This is a genomic window from Pantoea sp. X-Soil-TKNS-1211 (assembly GCF_059730495.1).
In genome coordinates, this window is the sequence record NZ_AP035957.1 from 285429 (window position 1) to 305321 (window position 19893).

Sequence of the window (19893 nt, forward strand, 5' to 3'; positions counted from 1 at the left end):
GCGGGACAAGCACGCCATGCTAATCATTTTTTCAAAGGACGATTAATGAAATTTAAAAAACTGTCGCATCAGGAAGCGGTAAATCGTTGTTATGAACTTACACCACAATTACGTGAGTATGATGAATTCATGTATTTAGGCGTCAGGTGGTTGCCATATACCATGTTTTTCCATCATCAAAATTACCATTCTGATGTTATTAATACAGATAATATGGGGTTTCGTTTAAGTCATTCCCCTTACGGCTGGGTATCAACGGCAGAGTTTCCGAAAGACAAGCCGGTCAATATCGTGATTGGTGGTTCGACGGCAATGGGTACGGGAACAACATCAGATGCGGCCACCGTATCCTCGACGCTCTCCAGACTCACAGGTGAAGTCTGGTTAAATTTTGGTGGCCGGGGATACAATGCCGTACAAGAAGCGATTATTTTCATGCTAAACCAGCATCGGCTCAGCAAGATTAACAACATCATTATTCTCAGTGGATTGAATACCCTGACCCTGGAGGGATTACCTGATGATTATTCAAGTGAATACGGCAAGTACTATTATTCATACGAATTCTCTCATTATATGAACAGATATAATGAAGATTTAAAGAAACGCGCAAACTCTTATGCATCATGGAATGATGCGACAAGTAAAAACTTTATTCCCCGATTGACTGAGAAATTTTACAGCTGGCTAGATGATGATACTGAAAACCCGGCAGATAAAATCATCAATGATACCCATATGGCTCTCTCCGAACGTATTCAGCGCGCAGCCCGGACTACCATAGACGCAGCGGCTCAGATCAATCAACTTGCCCGCCGTAACGGAGCCAGAGTGCATTATGTATTGCAACCCCTTTCCCGATGGAGCAAAAGCGAATTTCATGAGAGAGAAGAAGAGATGTTCCATGCCATTGATTCTTGCGCGAATAATTTCTGGCGGTTATTTGAGAAACTCACTACACCTGATTTACATGAGTCTTACTCCTCGCAGATACGAACCGGATGCATTGGCGAAGATATTCGTTACTTTGATATGAATCTGCTGATGAAAGACTCATCCGTCTTACATGAAAACATTTATATCGATCATCTTCATTTTAATGATGTGGGCTACGCAGAGATGGGAAAAATCATCCATGAAAGAATCATCTGACAAGAAGTTTAACACGTCTTCAGGAAATATCCTGATCAGGGTTTTTCAACGCCTATTCAGGAAGAAAAAGAAAAAAACAGGTTCAACCTATCCACTCAGGTAAACGGAGATAGACTTATAATGAAAGATGAATTAATAACCACCCGACCTGTTGTTGTAATTGTTGATGCCGTTTCCGCTGGTGCACTTCTCACTGAAGAGATGGCCACCCGTTTTGACCTGATTCATATTGAATCAGATGCTTCGGTAGGTGCCTTGTCACACCCCCGGTTTTATAAGCATTTATTCAAGAAATTTTACCGCTGGGATAAAACACAGGAAAAAAATCTTTTGCATGAAATATCCCAATACAACCCCATGGCAATTATTCCTGGTAACGAGTCAGCGGTGATGCTAACCGAGAAACTTGCCTGGCATGTCAAACCTGGTGGAAATAATCCCGATACGACCTCGCTGCGCAGAGATAAATATCTGATGAATGAAGCTGTTGGTCGTGCCGGATTAAGGGTCACCCCACAAACTATCAGTCACGATGCCGAGGTACTAAAAAAATGGTTCCGACAAATGGGCAAGCCAAAAGTTGTGGTCAAACCGCTCGACAGTGCCGGTTCCGATGACGTGTATATCTGCACCCATGAACAGCAGGTTGAAACCGCTGTTTTGACCATCATGGGTAAGCAAAACAGCATGCACAATCACAATGATAATGCCCTTATTCAGCAATTTATTGAGGGTACGGAATACGTTGTTAATACAGTGAGTCTGCATGGTATGCATAAAGTCACCGATGTGTGGCGAGTATCCAAACAGCTTACTGATGGCAGGAATCTGTATGACTATGATGACCTGTGCAATCCATCAGATGCAGAAACTAAGAAATGCATCGCATATACCCTCAAAGTGCTTGAAGCAACCGGAATAGTGAAAGGCGCAGGTCATACAGAACTGATATTAACCACTGATGGCCCTTTGCTGCTGGAGGTGGGTGCCAGAGCATCCGGTGCCGCCAATCCCAAGGCCATCCGTCATGCTACGGGCAGTGATCAGCTTGAGCTGATGAGATATGCCTACACCTGCCCCAGCGCCTTCCACTCGGCAACTGACCTGTACCATTTCGAACGACCATTGCGTTGTGTGCATGCTATCGCCTCAAAATCGACTCCCTTCTCCCCTGCTGCATTGCAGGCTTTTCTGGAAACACTCCCTGGTTTTGTCAGCGTGGTGATGAAAGCGGCCAATGGCGCATTGCTCAGGCCAACAACAGATGTTGCCTCCTGCCCTGCGGCATTCTTCCTGACCGGGAAAACGGAAGGGGAAATTACGCGTAATTATTGCCGCTACCGCCAGTGGGAGGCAGAGCATCTCTGAAAATATGCTATGAAGAAAACTATTATTTTTATCCATCCCTGGATGTGGGCTGAAGATGCTTTTGAGGCCTGCCGTCGCAGAAATTATTACATCCTCTCCGTCATCACCACCTTTGAAATATTGCGTATTGATAAGCACTGGCTCAGCCAACACGCTGACCTGGTGATCCAGTCTGGGGGCAATGTTAATCTGGATGCATTAAATATCAGCAGGTTGCTTCAGGAGTACAACGCTGAAGCAGTTGGTATTGTTAACGGTCTGGATGCTGCCTTTGATTATTCAGATACTCTCAGCCGTTTGTTGCAACTGCCTCCTCTGGCGACTAATGCAGCGGTTTTTTTAAACAAACAGGCTCTCAATTCTCACCTGAGTTCCCGAGGTTTATCTACCATTCCGGGCAGCGAAATAACTTCGCTCGCGGAATGGTCAGCGAAAGAAGCTTTATTTGAGGAAATCGGGTATCCCTTGTTGGCTAAACCCTCTGAAGATACGGCCGCAATGGCTGACGTCGAAGTAGTGTATTGCGCGAATGAATTGAAGGATTATCTGCACAGAATCCTCGGCAAGCGTAATACCTATTATGCTGACCGGAAGGTTACCAGAGTGACTGTGCAGCAATACATCCCAGCCACCAGCAGCGAGTTCTTTATTGATTTCCTCAGCAAAGATGGCAGACATTACCTGGTCGGCGCCGGACAGTATCTCTATGATGAAAACAGGACACTCAGGGGAATTGAAATCTATGATGCTGATAGCTCAATACTGCCTGAAAAGGTCATCCGGTATACGTCTGATGTCCTTGACGCTTCGGGTATGCTCAACGGATTCACGCATAATGAAGTCTTTCTGACGAAAGAAAACAACGTGCTGCTTGTTGAGAGTAATCCACGCCATTGCGGTCAACCGAGTGCCACGCTCTACAGCGTGATTTACGGCAGACACCGTATGCATCTGCTGCTGGATGCCATCGAAGGAATTCAGTTATCCGGCAAAGAAGGCATTATCAGGAAAGGCCCTGGGGTCGGTGCACTGCATGTGTATAATTTTTCGACAGATCGACCTGACACAATAAATACGCACGGGATTGAGTCAGAGGTAAGAATTCTCTCATTCAGAGGAAAAGAACGGGAGCGACTTGCTGCTGATTTCTATCTAACCCCGGACAGAATCAACCAGATCTCAGCCATCGCTATGCTAATCAACCCGTCAGATAAACAGTTGATCGCCGACTGCAACACACTCCGGGCCAGGGAAAAATCCGGCACGCTGTTTACGCGCTCACGCCAATCCGAATGTCAGAGAGGTTGTGCTCACTGCCAGAAACGAAACCCGTAATAGAGGTTAACGCTAAACACCCTGACAGTCAGACTGTCGGGGTGTCGTGGGCGTCGTTCACGGTGTATTTATTACGGATGCTGCAAGCGTGGAGACGTCGATCACCCTGGCTTCGCGGGCTGCACGTTACATCGCCTAATCACCGTTCCGCGCCAGCATGACGTTCAGTGACTCAGTTCGGACTGCTTAATTTGCAGCGCATGCGCCACATCAGGCAACATCGGAAAAGAACTTTGTCCACCGTATTTCTGAATCGAGCAGGAACTGATCTCAGCGGCAAAAGGCACCGCTTCCGCTAACGTAATCCCCTTCACAAGGCAGTAGGCAATGCCACCAATAAAGGAATCCCCCGCCCCGGTGGTATCCACAACATCCGGACAGAACACCGCAGGGAAATGTTGTGCGCTGGCGTTGCTGGAAATGACCGCACCCTTTTCACCCAACGTGACGATAACTTCCCCCGCAATGCGTCTCTTCAGATGCATGGCGCAGGCCTGAGCTTCCTCAACCGAGTTAACCGGCGCTGCGTGCATAAAGCCTGCCTCGGTCTCATTGACCACCAGATAATCGACTAGCTTGAGGGTTTCATCGGGAATATGGCGAGCCGGGGCGTTATTGACCAGAATTCTGCTGCCCAACCGGTGGGCTTTTTGAATGGCGTATTCTACGATAGCTAACGGGATTTCCGACTGGAAAATAACCAGCGGCTTATTTTCGAACAATGTGTCGGTAATATCCTCTTCGGTGATCAGATAGTTGGCCCCTTTGATGATTGTACTGCAATAATCACCCGATTCTAATATCTGAACAATGCCAATTCCTGAGTTATTACCCCGTGCAGCAATATGACTGACAACAACATTGTTTTCAGCGAGCGATGAAATCAACTCTTTGCCATAGATATCATTGCCGACGCAACCTACCATGCTAACGTTTAGCCCAAGTTTGGCGCACTGAACCGCTTGATTCGCCCCTTTCCCACCTGGCATCAACATTAATTCATTACCAGTAAAGGTCTCACCAATATCAGGCAGGCGATCCTGTTGAACCAGAATGTCATAGTTCAAACTGCCTATAACCACCACATCAACTTTCATAATAAAGTCCTTAACTGACCGTGCGTTTAGAAGCCACAGCGTTTCTGGTATTGTGTAAACTTTCCTGACTGAATTCACTGGTCTTGCTGGCGATGATGGTGAAGATTGCATCCAGAATATTCAGATGGACAATGCGCGTTGTTGCGTTCTCACCGGTAATCGGATTATTTTTCACTGAAGAAATAATCGCATGGCGCGAGATATGACTTAATGGACTGTTGGGATAATTGGTCAGGCAAATTGTCTCCGCACCCTTCTCATTCGCCATTTTCGTCATATTGATAATATCGGTTGTCTGGCCGGAATGAGACACCGTCAGTAAAATATCACCAGGTCGCATCAACGATGCGGTCATCAGTTGCTTGTGGCTATCACTAAATACCGATGAGAAAATCCCAATCTTAAGCAGCTTGTGATTAAAGTCTTCACATATTGATCCAGACCCACCACAACCAGCAATCACTATCCGTGCGTTTTCACTGCGTTGAATAAACAGTGCGGCAACTGACTTCACCACCGCAATATCTATCGCCTTTAATGCTTCCTGTAGCGCAAGGATTGAATTATACAGCGTACTTTCCACAACTTTCTCAGTATAAAACTCACCACCCGAGACGGGAGGAACGTCAATTAACTCCTCCGAAACAGTGATGTTTTTCCCGATATTCATTTTTAAATCGTGGAAGCCAGTGAATCCCAGCTTTTTTGCCACTTTGGTAATACTGGCTACACTGACATCGAGATAATCGGCAATATCGGTAATAGACATGGAGGACAGCGTTTCCGGGTTATCATCTATAAACCGTGCAATCGATCTCTCTTTTCTACCCAACTCCGGTGCCAGCGTGCGCGCCAGTAAAAATATTTCGTTTCCTTTTAAACGATTATGCATACATCTCACCCGCCAGAATAACCTTCTGCTAAAAAGGTTAGCATGTGGTCTCAACGTGAAAATGTTAACTGCATCACAGGTTGTGAAATGTTTTATTTTTGCATTTTACTCTGAGTAAAATCTTAACCGGCAATTCAAGATTATGATTTTACTTTCAGTATTATTTCAAACATAGCATTTACCCTGCGACCTGGTTGCCTTATAACTCTGCCGATGTTCCATTAAAGGTAAAGGCTATGAAATTCTCATCACGTATCAATTCATTTCGTTCTCGCCCGGAGTTATTCTCAGCAAAGAATAATATGGATACCTGTGATCTTATTACCCGCATGGGGAAAGCTGAAGGATTGACCCATATCGAATTAAACTATCCTGAGCATTTTATCGGTCAGGATAAATCCGCTATCAAGTCATGCATCGCCGATAACGGTTTGCAAGTGGGCGGCATCGCACTCCGTTACAATAAAGAGTTTATTAATGGCGAGTTTACCAATCCAGATGAAGAATTGAGAAACAAAGCCATCCATATTACGCTTGAAGCGGCGGAGATGTGTAAATTCCTTGGTGGTAATACGGTCACATTGTGGTTCGGCTATGATGGCTATGATTACCCTTTCCAACAGGATTATTTCAGAGCCTATGAATTACTGGTGAGCGCATTACAACAGGTGACACAAGCTCACCCTGATATGCAATTCAGCTTTGAGTACAAGCCCTATGAGCCACGGACGTTTTCCTTTATCGGGGACGTCTCGTCAACATTAATGTTGATCGATGATGTGGGTTCGCCAAACTTCGGCATTACCCTTGATTTCTGTCATATGATCATGAAAAAAGAGAACCCGGCTTTTTCATTGTTCCTGTCGGCGCGCAAAAACAAGTTAGTCGGATTTCATCTGAATGACGGCTATGGCCATTTTGATGATGGATTGATGCTGGGTTCCGTCCACCTGATGCAGACGCTGGAATATATCTATTATGCGAAACGCGTGAAGTTTGACGGACTGGTTTATTTTGACACCTTCCCCAGCCGTGAAGATCCAGTGGCTGAGTGCGCGCAAAATATTCGCATGTATAAAAAACTGGCGAATTTTATTGATCAAATTGGTCTGGAAGAAATGGAGTGTCTTATCAGAGATCAGGATGCGATTAAAGTGCAGTCTCTGCTGCTAAAACTGATTAACTAATAAAAATATATTCATCTTACCTCGTCTCTTTATCCATACAGTGTCCTGCACTGGGGGGAACTATGTTTAATCTACTGGGTTTACCTAAAAATCTGTTGTGGGGTTATATTGGTCTGACAATATTCATGATTGGCGACGGTGTCGAGCAGGCATGGATATCTATCTGGTTAGTTGAGAAAGGGCTATCCGTTGCCGAAGCCTCCTTCCTGATTACCGCCTACGGCATTGCGGTCACGCTGGCCGCCTGGGTTACCGGTGTCTTTGTGCAGACATTAGGGCCGCGCAAAGTGATGTTGTATGGTTTGATTGCCTTTGTGGTGGGTAGCATTGGCTTTATTGGTATCGGTTTAAGCTCGATGCATATGGCTGTGATGCTGCCTTTCTATGCCATTCGCGGTATTGGCTATCCGTTGTTTGCTTACTCCTTCCTTGTGTGGATTAACTACAGCACGCCGGTGGAGCGCCGTTCAACTGCGGTCGGTTGGTTTTGGTTTACCTTCTCTCTTGGCTTGAGTGTCATTGGACCTTTTTTCTCCTCGCTGGCGCTACCGGTAATGGGCGAGATCCATGTGTTGTGGACCGGGATGGGATTTGTGATTGTTGGCGCAGCGTTGGCGATCTGGGTGAACCGTGACAAAGTTCCGGCATCCGAAATCCATCCGTTTAGTGCGGCTGAGCTGATTAAGGGGATCACTATCCTGCAACGCCCGGTGATTGCGATGGGTCTGGTGGTGAAATCGATTAATGGCGTTGCGCAATATGGGTTGGCCACCTTCCTGCCGCTGTACCTGATCAGCTTTGGCTACAGCAAAACCGAGTGGCTGCATATGTGGTCATCCGTATTCGTGGTGGCGATATTTGCCAATCTCTTTTTTGGCTTCTTCGGTGACAAATTTGGCTGGCGTAATACCATCCTTTGGGTCGGTGGCGTGGGCTATGCCATTGTGTTAGTGCTGGTCTGGCTGGTGCCTCAGTTGCTGGGCCATAACTTCTACGTCATGGCCTTTGTCCTTTGCCTGTGCGGGGTCACGATGGCAGGCTATGTACCGCTTTCCGCCCTGTTCCCGATGCTGGCTCCTGAGAGTAAAGGTGCCGCCATGTCAGTGCTCAACCTCGGTGCCGGATTGGGTGCTTTTATCGCCCCGGCAATCACCGCGCTGTTCTATACCTCTTTAGGTGCTGGCGGTGTACTGGGTATCTATGCCGGACTGTATATTCTAAGCGCAGTGCTGACACCGTTCCTGAAAACCCCGGATGAGCTGGGTTCTCAAGTGGCGATGAAAGATAAGGCAGCATAATCATACCTCCGTCATCCCTGCCCGGGGGATGGCGGAACAAAGGATCGCATTGGCTTAGCGTTCGTGCTGGGTTGACAGATTTCCACCGTGGAAATGGCCAAAAGAATACGCCGAGTAGAGCCCCATCAGCAGAATACCCAATCCGGCGCTGAAAGCCTGTTCAGCACTACGCAGGTTGAAGTGGCCCACCTGCGCGAGCAGTAAATAAGCCAGCAGGAAATTCACAAAACCCCATATCACGTTAACGCGTGATGATGACAACCCTTTGCCCGGGGGATTGGCGAATGGACTCTGGAATGAGCGCCCCATCATGCCACTGACAAAATGCGGCACGGCATTAGCGAGAAATAGACCGCCAAAAAAGTACGCCAGATCGTGGATGACATGCATATACGAGATTCCTTTGTGGCTATGAGGAAGGTCCGCTGATGCGTCGCAAAAGTTCTGAAGCTTCGTGCAAGGTGCGCAATTCCTCAGGTTGAAGTTCTGTCATCGCGGTCAGTAGCCATGCCTGTTTAGCCGCTGTGCGCAGATGTCTCGCTTCAAGCCCCGATGCCGTCAGCGAAAACAGAATCTGCCGACCATCAGTAGGGTGCGGATGACGTGTGATAAATCCTCGTTCCGTCAGTTCGGCAAGGGTGGCCCCCATCGACTGGGGGCGAACGGCTTCCTTACGTGCCAATTCAGCCGTGGTCATCGCTCCGTCGCGATCCAGCCAGGCCAGTACCGAGGTTTGTGACCAGCTAAGGCCATCAATGTTGGTTTCACTACGCAAACGACGCAACAACTGCCCGACAGCCTGGGAGAGCTCGGTGATCACAATATCGATTGCTGGCATTTCTTCAGAGGATATATTCATAGCAATGAATATAGAGAACAACAGGTAAACTTGCAAGTTTACCTGTTGTTTTTAACTGCGGTTACTCTACGCGCTTATGCATGCGCCTTTCTGTCAGCCAAAAGTTGATCCACAAACTTCACGACTTCCGGTTTATTTCTTTCTATTTCGGCGATTTTATCAGCGAATTTTAGCAAATAGGCTTTATGGGCATACAACAGTTCATCCAGCACCTTGATCGCCGTATCACCCGCCGGAATCAGCGGATTGATGGTGAAAGCATGTAACGCCGCGCCGTAATCGCCGGTGACTGCCGCTTCGATCACCGTCTCTTCCATCGCTTTCATCAGCTGGATCATGCCGCGTGCGGCAGGCGGCAATGCGCCCCAGCGTAACGGTTCAGGGCCGTGCGACGTAATGGACGCCGTCACCTCTACGATACAGTCAAACGGCAGGTCGGCAATCGCCCCGTTATTGCGGGTGGAGACCACCATCAGTTTGCCGCTGTTGTTATGAATCGAAGCGATCAGGTCACAGGCCGCATCGCTATAATGCGCCCCGCCGCGCTGGCTGAGTTCTTCCGGTTTGTAGTTCAGGTTAACGTCTTTATACAGTTCAAACAGCCGCGCTTCGGTTTTTTTCACCACCTCAGCACGGGTTTCATAGCGTTCAAATTCCTCAACCGCATGGGCCAGCATCGGTTCCTGCAAGTAGTAATAGCGATGATAACCACACGGCAGCACGCCAAGATGCTTCACCTGTTCATAGTGGAAGGGGATCTGGTGAATGTTCTTCAGCCCTTCATCACTTTTCGCCCGGTGCTCCGGCGCATAGATTTTGTCAATTAACTCGGCAGTGCGTTCGTTGCCCTGTTGGTCCCACACGCGATGCCAATGAAAATGGTTGAGGCCAGCAAATTTAAAGAAGAGATCTTTCTCCTGTAGCCCCAGCACCTCACACGCCTGGTTGATATGGCCGAACGGCACATTACACAGGCCAACGGTCTTCTCCCACTTGCCCTGTTTAATCGCCGCTTCCGTCACCATTCCGGCTGGGTTGGTGAAGTCCACCAGCCATGCATTCGGACAGAGTTCGCGCATATCCTTGATGATATCGAGAATCACCGGAATGGTACGGAAGGCTTTAAAGATACCGCCTGGGCCGTTGGTTTCCTGACCGAGCAGCCCGTTTGCCAGCGGGATCACTTCGTCTTTCAGTCGGGCATCCAGTAAACCAACGCGGAATTGGGTGGTGACATAATCAGCGTCTTGCAGCGCTTCACGTCGGTCGAGGGTCAGATGCACCTGCCAGTCCAGTTTTGCGGCGGCAATCATGCGTTTTGCCATGTTGCCGACGATCTCCATCTTCTCCGCGCCCGCATCAATATCGACCAGCCATAATTCCGCTATCGGCAACTGCGCCTGCCGCACAATCAACCCTTCGATCAATTCAGGGGTATAACTTGAACCTCCACCGATAGTGACAATTTTTATCTTATTTTGCATGGGACAGCACTCCGTCAGGTTACAGGTCAGGCAATAGCGTGCCAGCCTGATAATGACCAGCATTCGCCCTCACCTCGTGGATGATATTTTTCCTGGAGACTGAATATTTTTATGGAGAATAAGGTTATGGGTCTTATTAATTTTGCAGCGATAAAAACCGTTTAATGGTCATTAACACCGCATTCTCATCATTGGAACGCGTAATAAAATTTGCCACTTTTTTGGTCTCATCAAATGCATTGCGCATGGCGAAGCTGTATTCCGCTTCCGCCAACAACTCGATATCGTTGTAACCGTCGCCGAACGCCATGGTTTCATGACGACCGATATTCAACATCTGCTGGAGCCGTTGGATGGTGGTGCCTTTGTGGACTCCCTCATTGGCAATATCGATCCACGCAGCCTCGGCTACCACGATATAAACCTGATGCTCAAAAGGGGTCAGATGCGGGCGCGTTTGCGGGCAACTCCCGGCTTCGTCATAAACCGTGATTTTGACAAAATCTTCAGTCAGGCTGCTGAGATCCTCCACCTTGCGCAAATGGGCATAGGACAGTCGAACACGCTCGGCCAGATGCGCGGGGGTATCTTCACGGATCACCGCCCCGGAGGGGGTACAGGCAATCACCACATGATGCGGGTTCGCCCGATGCAGGGTGGTGATAATTTTCTGCCCCAGATGATTATCAATCAGCGACTGATACTTAAATTCGCCGTTGCGTTTAATACGGGTGGCGCTGTCTCCCATAATCCATATATCACGCGAATTATCGCCAAATAATTCTTCCACCCGTTCACATTGTTTACCGGTACAGGCCGCAAAGTGGACGCCTTTTTCCTGCATGAGCTGGCGGACTTCTGCATATAATTGTCGATCATAATCGCCCTGACTATTCAGAAAGGTGCCATCCAGATCGCTGATAATTAATTTAATCACAATAATATTCCAGAACATATTCCGTAGCGACGCGATTTATCACGCTCCTGTAAAAGACGCGCGATAAATCGCGCCGCTACGCGTTAACAGACAGCCTTAAAGTTCTTCACCATTGCTGGCGATAACCGTTTTATACCAGTCAAAACTTTTCTTTCTGCTGCGGGAGAAGTCGCCGGTTTCATCATCGTTTCGATCGACATAAATAAAACCGTAGCGTTTGCTGTACTGACCGGTGCCGAATGATACGCAATCCAGACAGCCCCACGGGGTAAAGCCCATCAGGTCAACGCCATCCTCCAGCACCGCTTTCTTCATCTGTTCAATGTGAGCACGCAGATAGCTGATGCGATAGTCATCATTGATCTCGCCATTGGCGGCCACTTTATCGATGGCACCAAAGCCGTTTTCCACGATAAACAGCGGTTTCTGATAGCGCTCATATAACGCGTTAAGGGTGTAGCGCAATCCGACCGGATCGATCTGCCAGCCCCAGTCAGACGCCTGCACATGCGGGTTTTTGCGACTGCCGGGGAAGGCTTCCAGTGGGGTATGTGCGGTTTGCGTCGCGGTCGCATATTCCACCGCATTGCTCATGTAGTAACTGAAGCCTAGGTAATCGGTGCAGCCCTCACGCAGCGTCTGCTCATCACCGGGTGCCATTTCAATGTGGAAACCACGGCGTTCCCACTCCTTCTTAATATATGAAGGGTAAGCACCACGCATATGCACATCACCGAACAGATAACGCTCCTGCATCGCCTTTTGCGCGTACATCACATCATCCGGGTTACAGGACCAGGGATAGAGCGGCACCATCGCCAGCATGCAGCCGATTTTGAAATCCGGGTTGATGGCATGACCGAGTTTCACCACCCTGGCGCTGGCGACAAACTGATGATGCAGCACCTGATACATCACCTCCTCCGGCTTCTCATGGTCAGTGAAAATCACCCCGGAATTGCTGTAACCGTACAACGGTCGGCGCCAGTTGCGCTGATTGTTGATCTCGTTGAAGGTCATCCAGTACTTCACTTTGTGTTTATAGCGCTTCAGCACCACTTCGCTGTAACGCACAAACAGGTCGATCAATTCACGGTTCAACCAGCCGCCGTACTGCTTCACCAGGTGCAGTGGCATCTCAAAGTGCGACAAGGTGATCACCGGTTCGATGCCGTGTTTCAGCAGTTCATCGAACATCGCGTCGTAGAACTGCAAACCTGCTTCGTTCGGGGTGAGTTCATCTCCTTTGGGGAAGATGCGCGTCCAGGCAATCGAGGTACGGAAGCATTTGAAACCCATCTCGGCAAACAGCGCGATATCTTCTTTGTAGCGATGATAAAAATCAGTCGCCAGATGATTGGGGTAGTGTTTCCCCGCGATCACACCGTCGGTGATTTCGCGATCCACCCCGTGTGCGCCACCGGTCAGCACATCGACGATGCTCGGGCCTTTCCCACCCTCGTTCCAGCCACCTTCCACCTGATGGGCCGCCACAGCACCGCCCCATAAGAAACCTGCGGGTAATTTGTCAGACATAATCCTTCCTTTATGTAGATTAACGACGTCTTGCGACATTAATGTGTTTGGGTTTTGCTCAATTCCTGCACCGCGCGGTGCAGATAAATCAGTTCTTCTACCAGGTCACGGCACAGCATGGCGTTCATCAGATGATCCTGCGCATGCACCATGATCAGATTGACCGGAATTTTGCCGCAGCCTTCATCCGCGCCAATCAGTGAAGTTTGAATTTTGTGCGCTTCGCGCGCGGCCTGGCTGGCATTTTCCAGCATGGCATCCACCACGCTCCAGTTGTGTTTCCGTGCCTCCTGCAAAGCCTGCATCGCTGATGATCGTGCTTCTCCGGCATGGATAATCAGTTCCATCACCGTGGTTTCCATATCGTTCATCACTTCATCTCCTCTGCCAGGGTTTCATGGGCCATCTCCGCTTCCTGTTGCAGCAGCTGGCGTTCATACATTTTGAAGAAGGGGTAATAAATCAGAGTGGACAAGCCAATCAGGAAGATCACCAGCACCACCGCACGCCAGTCCCAACCGGTGGACCAGGCCGCGCCAATCGGTCCGGGCGTGGTCCAGGGGGCGAGGGAAATCACATGGTTGATCAGATTGGTGCGCGTGGCCGTCCAGGCGATGATGGCATTCAGCAGCGGCGTGGTAATAAACGGGATAAACAGCAGCGGGTTCATCACCACCGGCGAGCCGAAGATAATCGGTTCGTTAATATTGAACATACCGGGCACCAGGCCGAGACGCCCGATAGAACGCAGATGCGCAGAGCGACTGCGCAGGTAAAGAATGACCAGTCCCATGGTCGCACCAGAACCCCCGACGGTAATAAAGAATTGCCAGAACGGTTCGATAAAGATCTTCGGAATCGGCTCTCCGGCAGTTAATGCTTCCTGGTTGAGACCCAGATTACTCAGCCAGAACGCCTGCAAAATACCACCAACAATCGCCGCACCATGGATACCGGCGAACCACAGCAAATGGCACAGCAGCACGGCGATAAGTACCGCCGGCAGGGAATCTGCTGCCGAGATAATCGGGGCAAACACCGCCATAATCGCCTGTGGAATTAACAATCCGAAATGACTCTGCATAAACAGATTCAGCGGATAGAGCGTCAGGAAGATCACCACAATCGGGATCAGCAGATCGAAGGACTGGCGGATTTTCGGCGGCACCTGCTCCGGCAGTTTAAAACCGATGTTGTACTTGACCAGCAGGTGCATCACTTCGGTGCAGTACAGGCTGATCAGAATGGCGGTAAAAATCCCCTCCCCCCCAAGTGAAGCGACGGAAAGTGTCCCATCCTTCGCGGGAGCAGCCACCACCAGAAACGTCATCAACGAGAGCAGCGCCGCCATCAGTCCGTTCATTTTGTAGCTTTGCGCCAGGTTGTAGGCAATCGCGCCGGTGATAAACACCGCCATAATGCCCATGGTCATGTTGTAGGGCATCATCAGTTGATCGTTGTATTGCTTGACGATGCCCAGCCACCACTGAGCAAACCCCCACTGGCTGGTTTCACTGAATGGAGGATGCGAGAACAGCAGCATAAAAGAGCCAACAATTAAAAATGGCATCGACGCAATAAAACCGTCTTTAATCGCCACCACATGCCGCTGCGAGGAGAGCCGCGCGGCAATCGGGCTGATACGATTCTCGATCACCCCAAATAATGAATCAGCCAGTGTGCTCATTAAACCCCCTTGTGGGAATCAATCAGGGAAAGGGCAGATTTCAGAATTTTTTCACCATTCAGCATACCGTAATCCATAGTATTAATTACGGTGACGGGTTTATTAAATTCTGCGGCGCGTTGTTGGAAATCCGTGAGCTTGTATTTGATTTGAGGACCGAGCAGACAGCAGTCGTAATCGGCGATTTTATCCCTGAACTCCTCCATGCCAACCGCCTCGATACGGGCCTCCAGATTCAGCTGCACCGCAGCCTTTTCCATTCTCTGAACCACCATGCTGGTGGACATTCCTGCCGAGCAACACAATAAGATTTTAACCATGACACCCTCCTTTTTTTCTAAATTCTTACGCGTCACTCGCCACATCTGCAACCGGTTACAGATTCAATTTATCTTTTTTGTGATCTATAACTCAAACGAAGTATTCGGTTATTTTGTGATGAAGTTAAAATAATCTGCAACCGGTTTCAGATTATTCCATCATCAATATGTTTAATTTTAGTGGCATAGATAAAATGTTATTTTCAGGCGAGCTTTTACTGTTAGCGGGATTATTGGTTACAATAGGCAGGTGAGCTAACAAGGAACATGAATGATTACCATGCTTGATGTTGCCCAACGCGCAGGCGTTTCGAAGGCAACCGTATCCCGCGTGCTGGCCGGACACAGTTATGTGTCCAAAACGGTGCGCGACAAAGTGATGCAGGCAGTCGACGAGATGGGATATCGCCCCAATCTGGTGGCGCGTAACCTGGCGACCAACCGTTCGCATAGCATTGGCCTGATGGTGCCCAACACCCTCTATCATGGGCCGTTTTTCAGCGAACTGATGTTTCAGGTGGCGACGCTGACCGAGCAACTTGGCTCCCAGTTGATATTGGCCGATGGTAAACACAACGCACAGCAAGAACGTGACGCGATCCACTTCCTCATCGACAGCCGTTGCGATGCGGTGATCATTTACCCGCGCTATCTGAGCGTGGAAGAAATCGACGCGCTGATCCCCACCCTGAGCAAACCCCTGATCATCCTGAACCGTCGACTGAAAAAGTTTCCCCAATACTCCGTCTGTGCCGACCATGAGAAAGACACCTTTGATGCGGTGAATTATTTAATTCACCGTGGGCATCGCGATATCGCGTTTATCAAAGGGATGGGCAGCTCACACACCGGTCTCAGTCGGTTAAAGGGGTTTCAGGCCGCGATGACCCTGAATAATCTGCCGATGGCACCGGCGTTAATGCTGGATGGTTGCTGGACCATGGCAAGCGGCAAACAAGCCGCTGAAGAGTTGCTGGCACGCAAGGTGACATTCTCCGCCATTGTCGCCAGTAACGACGATATGGCCATCGGTGCCGCCTCTGCCCTGCACAATGCTGGCAAGCGGATGCCGCAGGATGTTTCCCTGCTTAGTTTCGATGATATTCCGATGGCCTCCTACACCATTCCGGCGCTGACATCGGTGCATGTCCCGATGGCAGAAATGGTCTCCAGCGCCCTAACGCAACTGTCAAAAATGCTGGATGGTGAAGAGGTTGCCGCGCTGCCCCTGATGTGTGGCGAATTGATTCATCGACAATCCGTCTGTGATGGCCCCTATACTTAAGTAAAACGTCGTGCGCATCACAATTCATCATTAACCGTTCGGGATTGTTTTGACAGAACTTTGCCGCTGACGTTAGAACTGTCGTCAGGCGTGTAACTGGGTAACCAGGCAAGACCTGAAGCTCGTTTCCAAACTGGAAGCTGGCTTCAGGTTTTTTTTTGGCAAAAAAAGAGGGTGGTATATGGATTATCAAGCCACAGCGAAAGCCGTCATCGCCCATGTCGGCGGTGCCGGAAATATCGACCACATTGAACACTGCTCCACCCGACTGCGTCTGACCCTGCGCGACAATACGCATATCGACCAACCCGCCCTCGCTGCCATTCCCGGCGTGTTGGGAGTGCGCGTCAATGTGCAGTGCCAGATCATCATTGGCAAGGATGTGGTGGACGTCTATGACGCGGTAAAAACGCTGATGACCGGGCAGGCAGCCAGTGACGCAAGCAGTAAGGTCAGTTGGGCAGCGCGCAGTGTAGATTTTGTGATTAGCGTCTTTCAGCCACTGGTGCCTGCCATCGCGGGGGGCGGGGTACTGAAGTCACTGCTGATCCTGCTGGATTTACTCGGTTGGCTGCCACGCAGCAGCGATACCTACAAAATACTGGACAATATTGGCTCCGCCCCACTCTATTTTCTGCCCATTCTGGTCGCCATCACCACTGCCAACAAACTTAAAGTGAATGTGCTGGTCGCGGTATCCGCCGTGTCGGTGATGGTACTGCCGATGATGTCAAATCAGCTGGCGGAAGGTATTGCGCTGTTTTCCTTCGATCTGAAGAATATCGCCTATGCCTCACAGGTGTTCCCCGCCATTCTGTGCGTACTGTTTTATTCCCGCGCGGAGCGGTTCTTCAATCGTTACTCCCCCTCGGCGTTACGCATTTTCCTGTCACCGATGTTATCTCTGCTGGTCACCGTGCCAGTGACGCTGTTGATCCTCGGGCCACTCGGTTTTGAGCTGGGTTCCGGGCTGGCGACGGTGATCCTGTGGCTGTACAGCAAGCTGGGATTTGTCGCCACCGCTCTGCTGGCCGGGGTATTACCCTTTATGGTCGCGGCAGGCATGCATAAACCAATGATCCCTTATGTGGTGGCATCTATGGGGCAGTTCTCGCGCGAGATGCTCTATCTGCCCGCCTCGCTGGCACATAACATTGCCGAGGCGGGTGCCTGCCTGGCGATTGCGTTGCGCAGTAAAGACAAGGTGATGAAGTCTACCGCGCTCTCGGCCGGGATCTCTGCCTTATGCGGCATCACCGAGCCTGCGCTGTACGGCATTACCCTGTTGAATAAAACCGCGCTGTACGCGGTGATTGCGGCCAGCGTGATCGGCGGCGGCTTTTTGGGCTGGATGGCGGTGGAAGCCTTTGCGCTGGTCAGCCCCAGTCTTGCCAGTATCTCGATGTTTATCTCGCCCACCAGTCCGTGGAATATTCTGTACGCCTTGCTGGGTGCCGGGCTGGCATTTGCCATCTCATTTGTTGCCACGTTGTTTTCCTGGCGGGAAAAGGCCGCTCAGGCAACCGATCTTAACCACTTTGTTACCCCGGCTGAAGGGCAACTGATCCCGCTGACCGAGGTGCAGGACGATGTGTTCTCTGCCGGGATCATGGGTGACGGCATCGCGGTGATACCGGCCAGCGGCAAACTGTTCGCACCGGCCAACGGGGTAATCAGTAACGTTTTTGACAGCGGGCATGCCGTAAGCCTACTGACGACTCAGGGGGCAGAAGTGATCCTGCATATTGGTATCGACACCATCAAACTCAATGGCAACGGTTTTCAGCCACTCGTCACTGCGGGACAAGCGGTACAGGCCGGTGAACTGCTGGTGGAGTTCGACCTCGATGCTGTTCAGGCGGCGGGTTTTGATCCCGTCGTCGTGATGGTCATTACCAATAGCGAACGTTTTTCACTCACCACCAACGCTACTGACACCCCGCTCACCCTTCATTCCCCGATCATGACGTTAAAGGAGTCTGTATGACGGTAACGAAAGCCACCTTTCCACGAGGATTTTTATGGGGTGCCGCGATTGCGGCTAATCAGGCCGAAGGCGCCTGGAATGTGGACGGCAAAGGGCCATCCGTGGCTGACGCCATCAACTGGAAACCCAATCTGGATCTCAAGGATTTCACTGCGCATATGGCGGTGACTGATGAGAATGTGGCGGATGCGCTCAATGGCACTCATGATGCTTTCTACCCGAAACGTCGTGGTATCGATTTTTACCATCACTACCCGCAGGACCTGGCGTTATTCGCCGAGATGGGGATTAAAGTGTTACGTGTTTCCATTGCCTGGTCCCGTCTCTTTCCCGATGGCGAAGAGTCTGCGCCAAACGAAGCCGGTTTAGCGTTTTATGACCGCCTGTTTAGTGAAATGCGGCGGTTAAACATCGAACCTTTGGTCACGTTGTCACATTATGAAATGCCGCTCAAACTCAGCGAACGTTATAACGGTTGGGTGCACCGCAATGTGGTCGATGCCTTCGTGCGTTTCAGCAACGTCTGCTTCGACCGTTATAAAGATTTGGTGCGCTACTGGTTGACGTTTAATGAGATCGACAGCATCCATCGCCACCCGTTTACCACCGCAGGTATTCGTGAGGATAAATCGGTTCCGGGTCAGGAAAAGCAGGATATCTATCAGGCGTTGCACCACCAGTTTGTTGCTTCTGCCATGGTGACGCGTGATTGTCACGCCAAAATCCCCGGCAGCCAAGTGGGTTGTATGCTCACTAAGCTCACCACCTATCCGCGCACCTGCCATCCTGATGACGTGGAAGCCACGCAGAAGAAAAACCTCGAAAACCTGTTCTATGCTGATGTCCAGGTGTTCGGCAGCTACCCGCCGCTGATCAAGCGTGACCTGGAACTGCGCGGCATTGAGCTGGTGATGGCCGCTGATGACCTCGATATCCTGCGGCAACACACCGTCGATTTCGTCTCCTTCAGTTATTACATGTCGATGACCGAATCAACCCAGCCGGATGCCGAGCGCACCGCAGGTAACACCGTGCTGGGGGTGAAAAACCCTTACTTACCGGCCTCAGATTGGGGATGGCAGATTGATCCAGTGGGGCTGAAGATTTCGCTGCTGGAGTTGTACGATCGCTATCGCAAGCCGCTGTTTATTGTGGAAAATGGCCTTGGCTGCAAAGATGTGGTTGAAGATGGGAAAATTCACGACAGCTACCGCATCGATTATTTCCGCTCTCACTTTGAACAAATGCTGGCAGCGGTGCATGCCGGTGTCGATCTGATGGGGTACACCAGTTGGGGCACCATCGATATCATCAGCGCGGGCACCTCACAAATGTCTAAACGCTATGGTTTTATCTATGTCGATCAGGATGATGAAGGCAACGGCACACTGGCACGCCTGCGCAAAGACTCCTTCTGGTGGTATCAGAAAGTCATCGCCACCAACGGCAGCGACATGAGTTAACGATGC

At 50.1% G+C, this 19893-nt stretch carries 18 protein-coding genes; 8 read left to right on the forward strand and 10 right to left on the reverse strand.

Annotated features, from left to right (window positions below):
• The first annotated feature begins 45 nt into the window (after nucleotides 1-45).
• From AC6I8W_RS28005 to AC6I8W_RS28015, 3 genes are all read left to right on the forward strand, one after another.
• Nucleotides 46-1152 (forward strand): SGNH/GDSL hydrolase family protein, encoded by a 1107-nt coding sequence (locus tag AC6I8W_RS28005; protein WP_497839486.1) that lies wholly within the window; start codon nucleotides 46-48, stop codon nucleotides 1150-1152.
• 120 nt (nucleotides 1153-1272) lie between these two features.
• Nucleotides 1273-2520, forward strand: a complete 1248-nt coding sequence (locus tag AC6I8W_RS28010; RefSeq protein ID WP_497839487.1) for an ATP-grasp domain-containing protein — start codon at nucleotides 1273-1275, stop codon at nucleotides 2518-2520.
• 9 nt (nucleotides 2521-2529) lie between these two features.
• Nucleotides 2530-3855, forward strand: a complete 1326-nt coding sequence (locus AC6I8W_RS28015; RefSeq protein WP_497839488.1) for an ATP-grasp domain-containing protein — start codon at nucleotides 2530-2532, stop codon at nucleotides 3853-3855.
• 164 nt (nucleotides 3856-4019) lie between these two features.
• Here the strand turns inward: AC6I8W_RS28015 and AC6I8W_RS28020 are convergent, their stop codons facing one another.
• Together AC6I8W_RS28020 and AC6I8W_RS28025 are read right to left on the reverse strand one after the other, a co-directional pair.
• Nucleotides 4020-4952, reverse strand: coding sequence for a ribokinase (locus AC6I8W_RS28020; protein WP_497839489.1), 933 nt, complete (start codon nucleotides 4950-4952; stop codon nucleotides 4020-4022).
• A 10-nt stretch (nucleotides 4953-4962) separates the two neighbouring features.
• Complete coding sequence (locus AC6I8W_RS28025; RefSeq protein ID WP_497839490.1) at nucleotides 4963-5844, reverse strand: MurR/RpiR family transcriptional regulator; 882 nt, start codon at nucleotides 5842-5844, stop codon at nucleotides 4963-4965.
• A 236-nt stretch (nucleotides 5845-6080) separates the two neighbouring features.
• On the opposite strand from AC6I8W_RS28025, the gene AC6I8W_RS28030 reads away from it, so the two are divergent.
• Nucleotides 6081-7031, forward strand: coding sequence for a sugar phosphate isomerase/epimerase family protein (locus AC6I8W_RS28030; protein WP_497839491.1), 951 nt, complete (start codon nucleotides 6081-6083; stop codon nucleotides 7029-7031).
• A gap of 62 nt (nucleotides 7032-7093) precedes the next feature.
• Nucleotides 7094-8329 carry an MFS transporter gene (locus AC6I8W_RS28035; protein ID WP_497839492.1) on the forward strand — a complete coding sequence of 412 codons (1236 nt, stop codon included), beginning with the start codon at nucleotides 7094-7096 and terminating at the stop codon, nucleotides 8327-8329.
• A gap of 54 nt (nucleotides 8330-8383) precedes the next feature.
• Here AC6I8W_RS28035 and AC6I8W_RS28040 read toward each other — a convergent pair whose 3' ends face one another.
• From AC6I8W_RS28040 to AC6I8W_RS28075, 8 genes are all read right to left on the reverse strand, one after another.
• Nucleotides 8384-8719 (reverse strand): hypothetical protein, encoded by a 336-nt coding sequence (locus AC6I8W_RS28040; RefSeq protein ID WP_497839493.1) that lies wholly within the window; start codon nucleotides 8717-8719, stop codon nucleotides 8384-8386.
• Between the two features lie 19 nt (nucleotides 8720-8738).
• The gene (locus AC6I8W_RS28045; RefSeq protein WP_497839494.1) at nucleotides 8739-9188 is read right to left on the reverse strand and encodes a MarR family winged helix-turn-helix transcriptional regulator; all 450 of its coding nucleotides are present in this window, start codon (nucleotides 9186-9188) and stop codon (nucleotides 8739-8741) included.
• 74 nt (nucleotides 9189-9262) lie between these two features.
• Nucleotides 9263-10672, reverse strand: a complete 1410-nt coding sequence (locus AC6I8W_RS28050; RefSeq protein WP_497839495.1) for a 6-phospho-beta-glucosidase — start codon at nucleotides 10670-10672, stop codon at nucleotides 9263-9265.
• A gap of 136 nt (nucleotides 10673-10808) precedes the next feature.
• Complete coding sequence (locus AC6I8W_RS28055) at nucleotides 10809-11609, reverse strand: Cof-type HAD-IIB family hydrolase (protein ID WP_497839496.1); 801 nt, start codon at nucleotides 11607-11609, stop codon at nucleotides 10809-10811.
• A 96-nt stretch (nucleotides 11610-11705) separates the two neighbouring features.
• Complete coding sequence (locus AC6I8W_RS28060) at nucleotides 11706-13145, reverse strand: 6-phospho-beta-glucosidase (RefSeq protein ID WP_497839497.1); 1440 nt, start codon at nucleotides 13143-13145, stop codon at nucleotides 11706-11708.
• A gap of 38 nt (nucleotides 13146-13183) precedes the next feature.
• The gene (locus AC6I8W_RS28065) at nucleotides 13184-13516 is read right to left on the reverse strand and encodes a PTS lactose/cellobiose transporter subunit IIA (protein ID WP_497839498.1); all 333 of its coding nucleotides are present in this window, start codon (nucleotides 13514-13516) and stop codon (nucleotides 13184-13186) included.
• Nucleotides 13516-14832, reverse strand: a complete 1317-nt coding sequence (locus AC6I8W_RS28070) for a PTS sugar transporter subunit IIC (RefSeq protein ID WP_497839499.1) — start codon at nucleotides 14830-14832, stop codon at nucleotides 13516-13518. The genes AC6I8W_RS28065 and AC6I8W_RS28070 overlap by 1 nt, the downstream gene beginning before the upstream one ends.
• Nucleotides 14832-15152 (reverse strand): PTS sugar transporter subunit IIB, encoded by a 321-nt coding sequence (locus AC6I8W_RS28075; RefSeq protein ID WP_497839500.1) that lies wholly within the window; start codon nucleotides 15150-15152, stop codon nucleotides 14832-14834. Before AC6I8W_RS28075 ends, AC6I8W_RS28070 begins: the two co-directional genes overlap by 1 nt.
• 271 nt (nucleotides 15153-15423) lie before the next feature.
• Between AC6I8W_RS28075 and AC6I8W_RS28080 the strand changes: the two genes are divergently transcribed.
• From AC6I8W_RS28080 to AC6I8W_RS28090, 3 genes are all read left to right on the forward strand, one after another.
• The gene (locus tag AC6I8W_RS28080) at nucleotides 15424-16437 is read left to right on the forward strand and encodes a LacI family DNA-binding transcriptional regulator (protein WP_497839501.1); all 1014 of its coding nucleotides are present in this window, start codon (nucleotides 15424-15426) and stop codon (nucleotides 16435-16437) included.
• Between the two features lie 181 nt (nucleotides 16438-16618).
• Nucleotides 16619-18424, forward strand: coding sequence for a beta-glucoside-specific PTS transporter subunit IIABC (locus tag AC6I8W_RS28085; RefSeq protein WP_497839502.1), 1806 nt, complete (start codon nucleotides 16619-16621; stop codon nucleotides 18422-18424).
• On the forward strand, nucleotides 18421-19887 hold the full coding sequence (locus AC6I8W_RS28090) for a glycoside hydrolase family 1 protein (protein WP_497839503.1): 1467 nt from the start codon (nucleotides 18421-18423) through the stop codon (nucleotides 19885-19887). Before AC6I8W_RS28085 ends, AC6I8W_RS28090 begins: the two co-directional genes overlap by 4 nt.
• Nucleotides 19888-19893 lie beyond the last annotated feature (6 nt).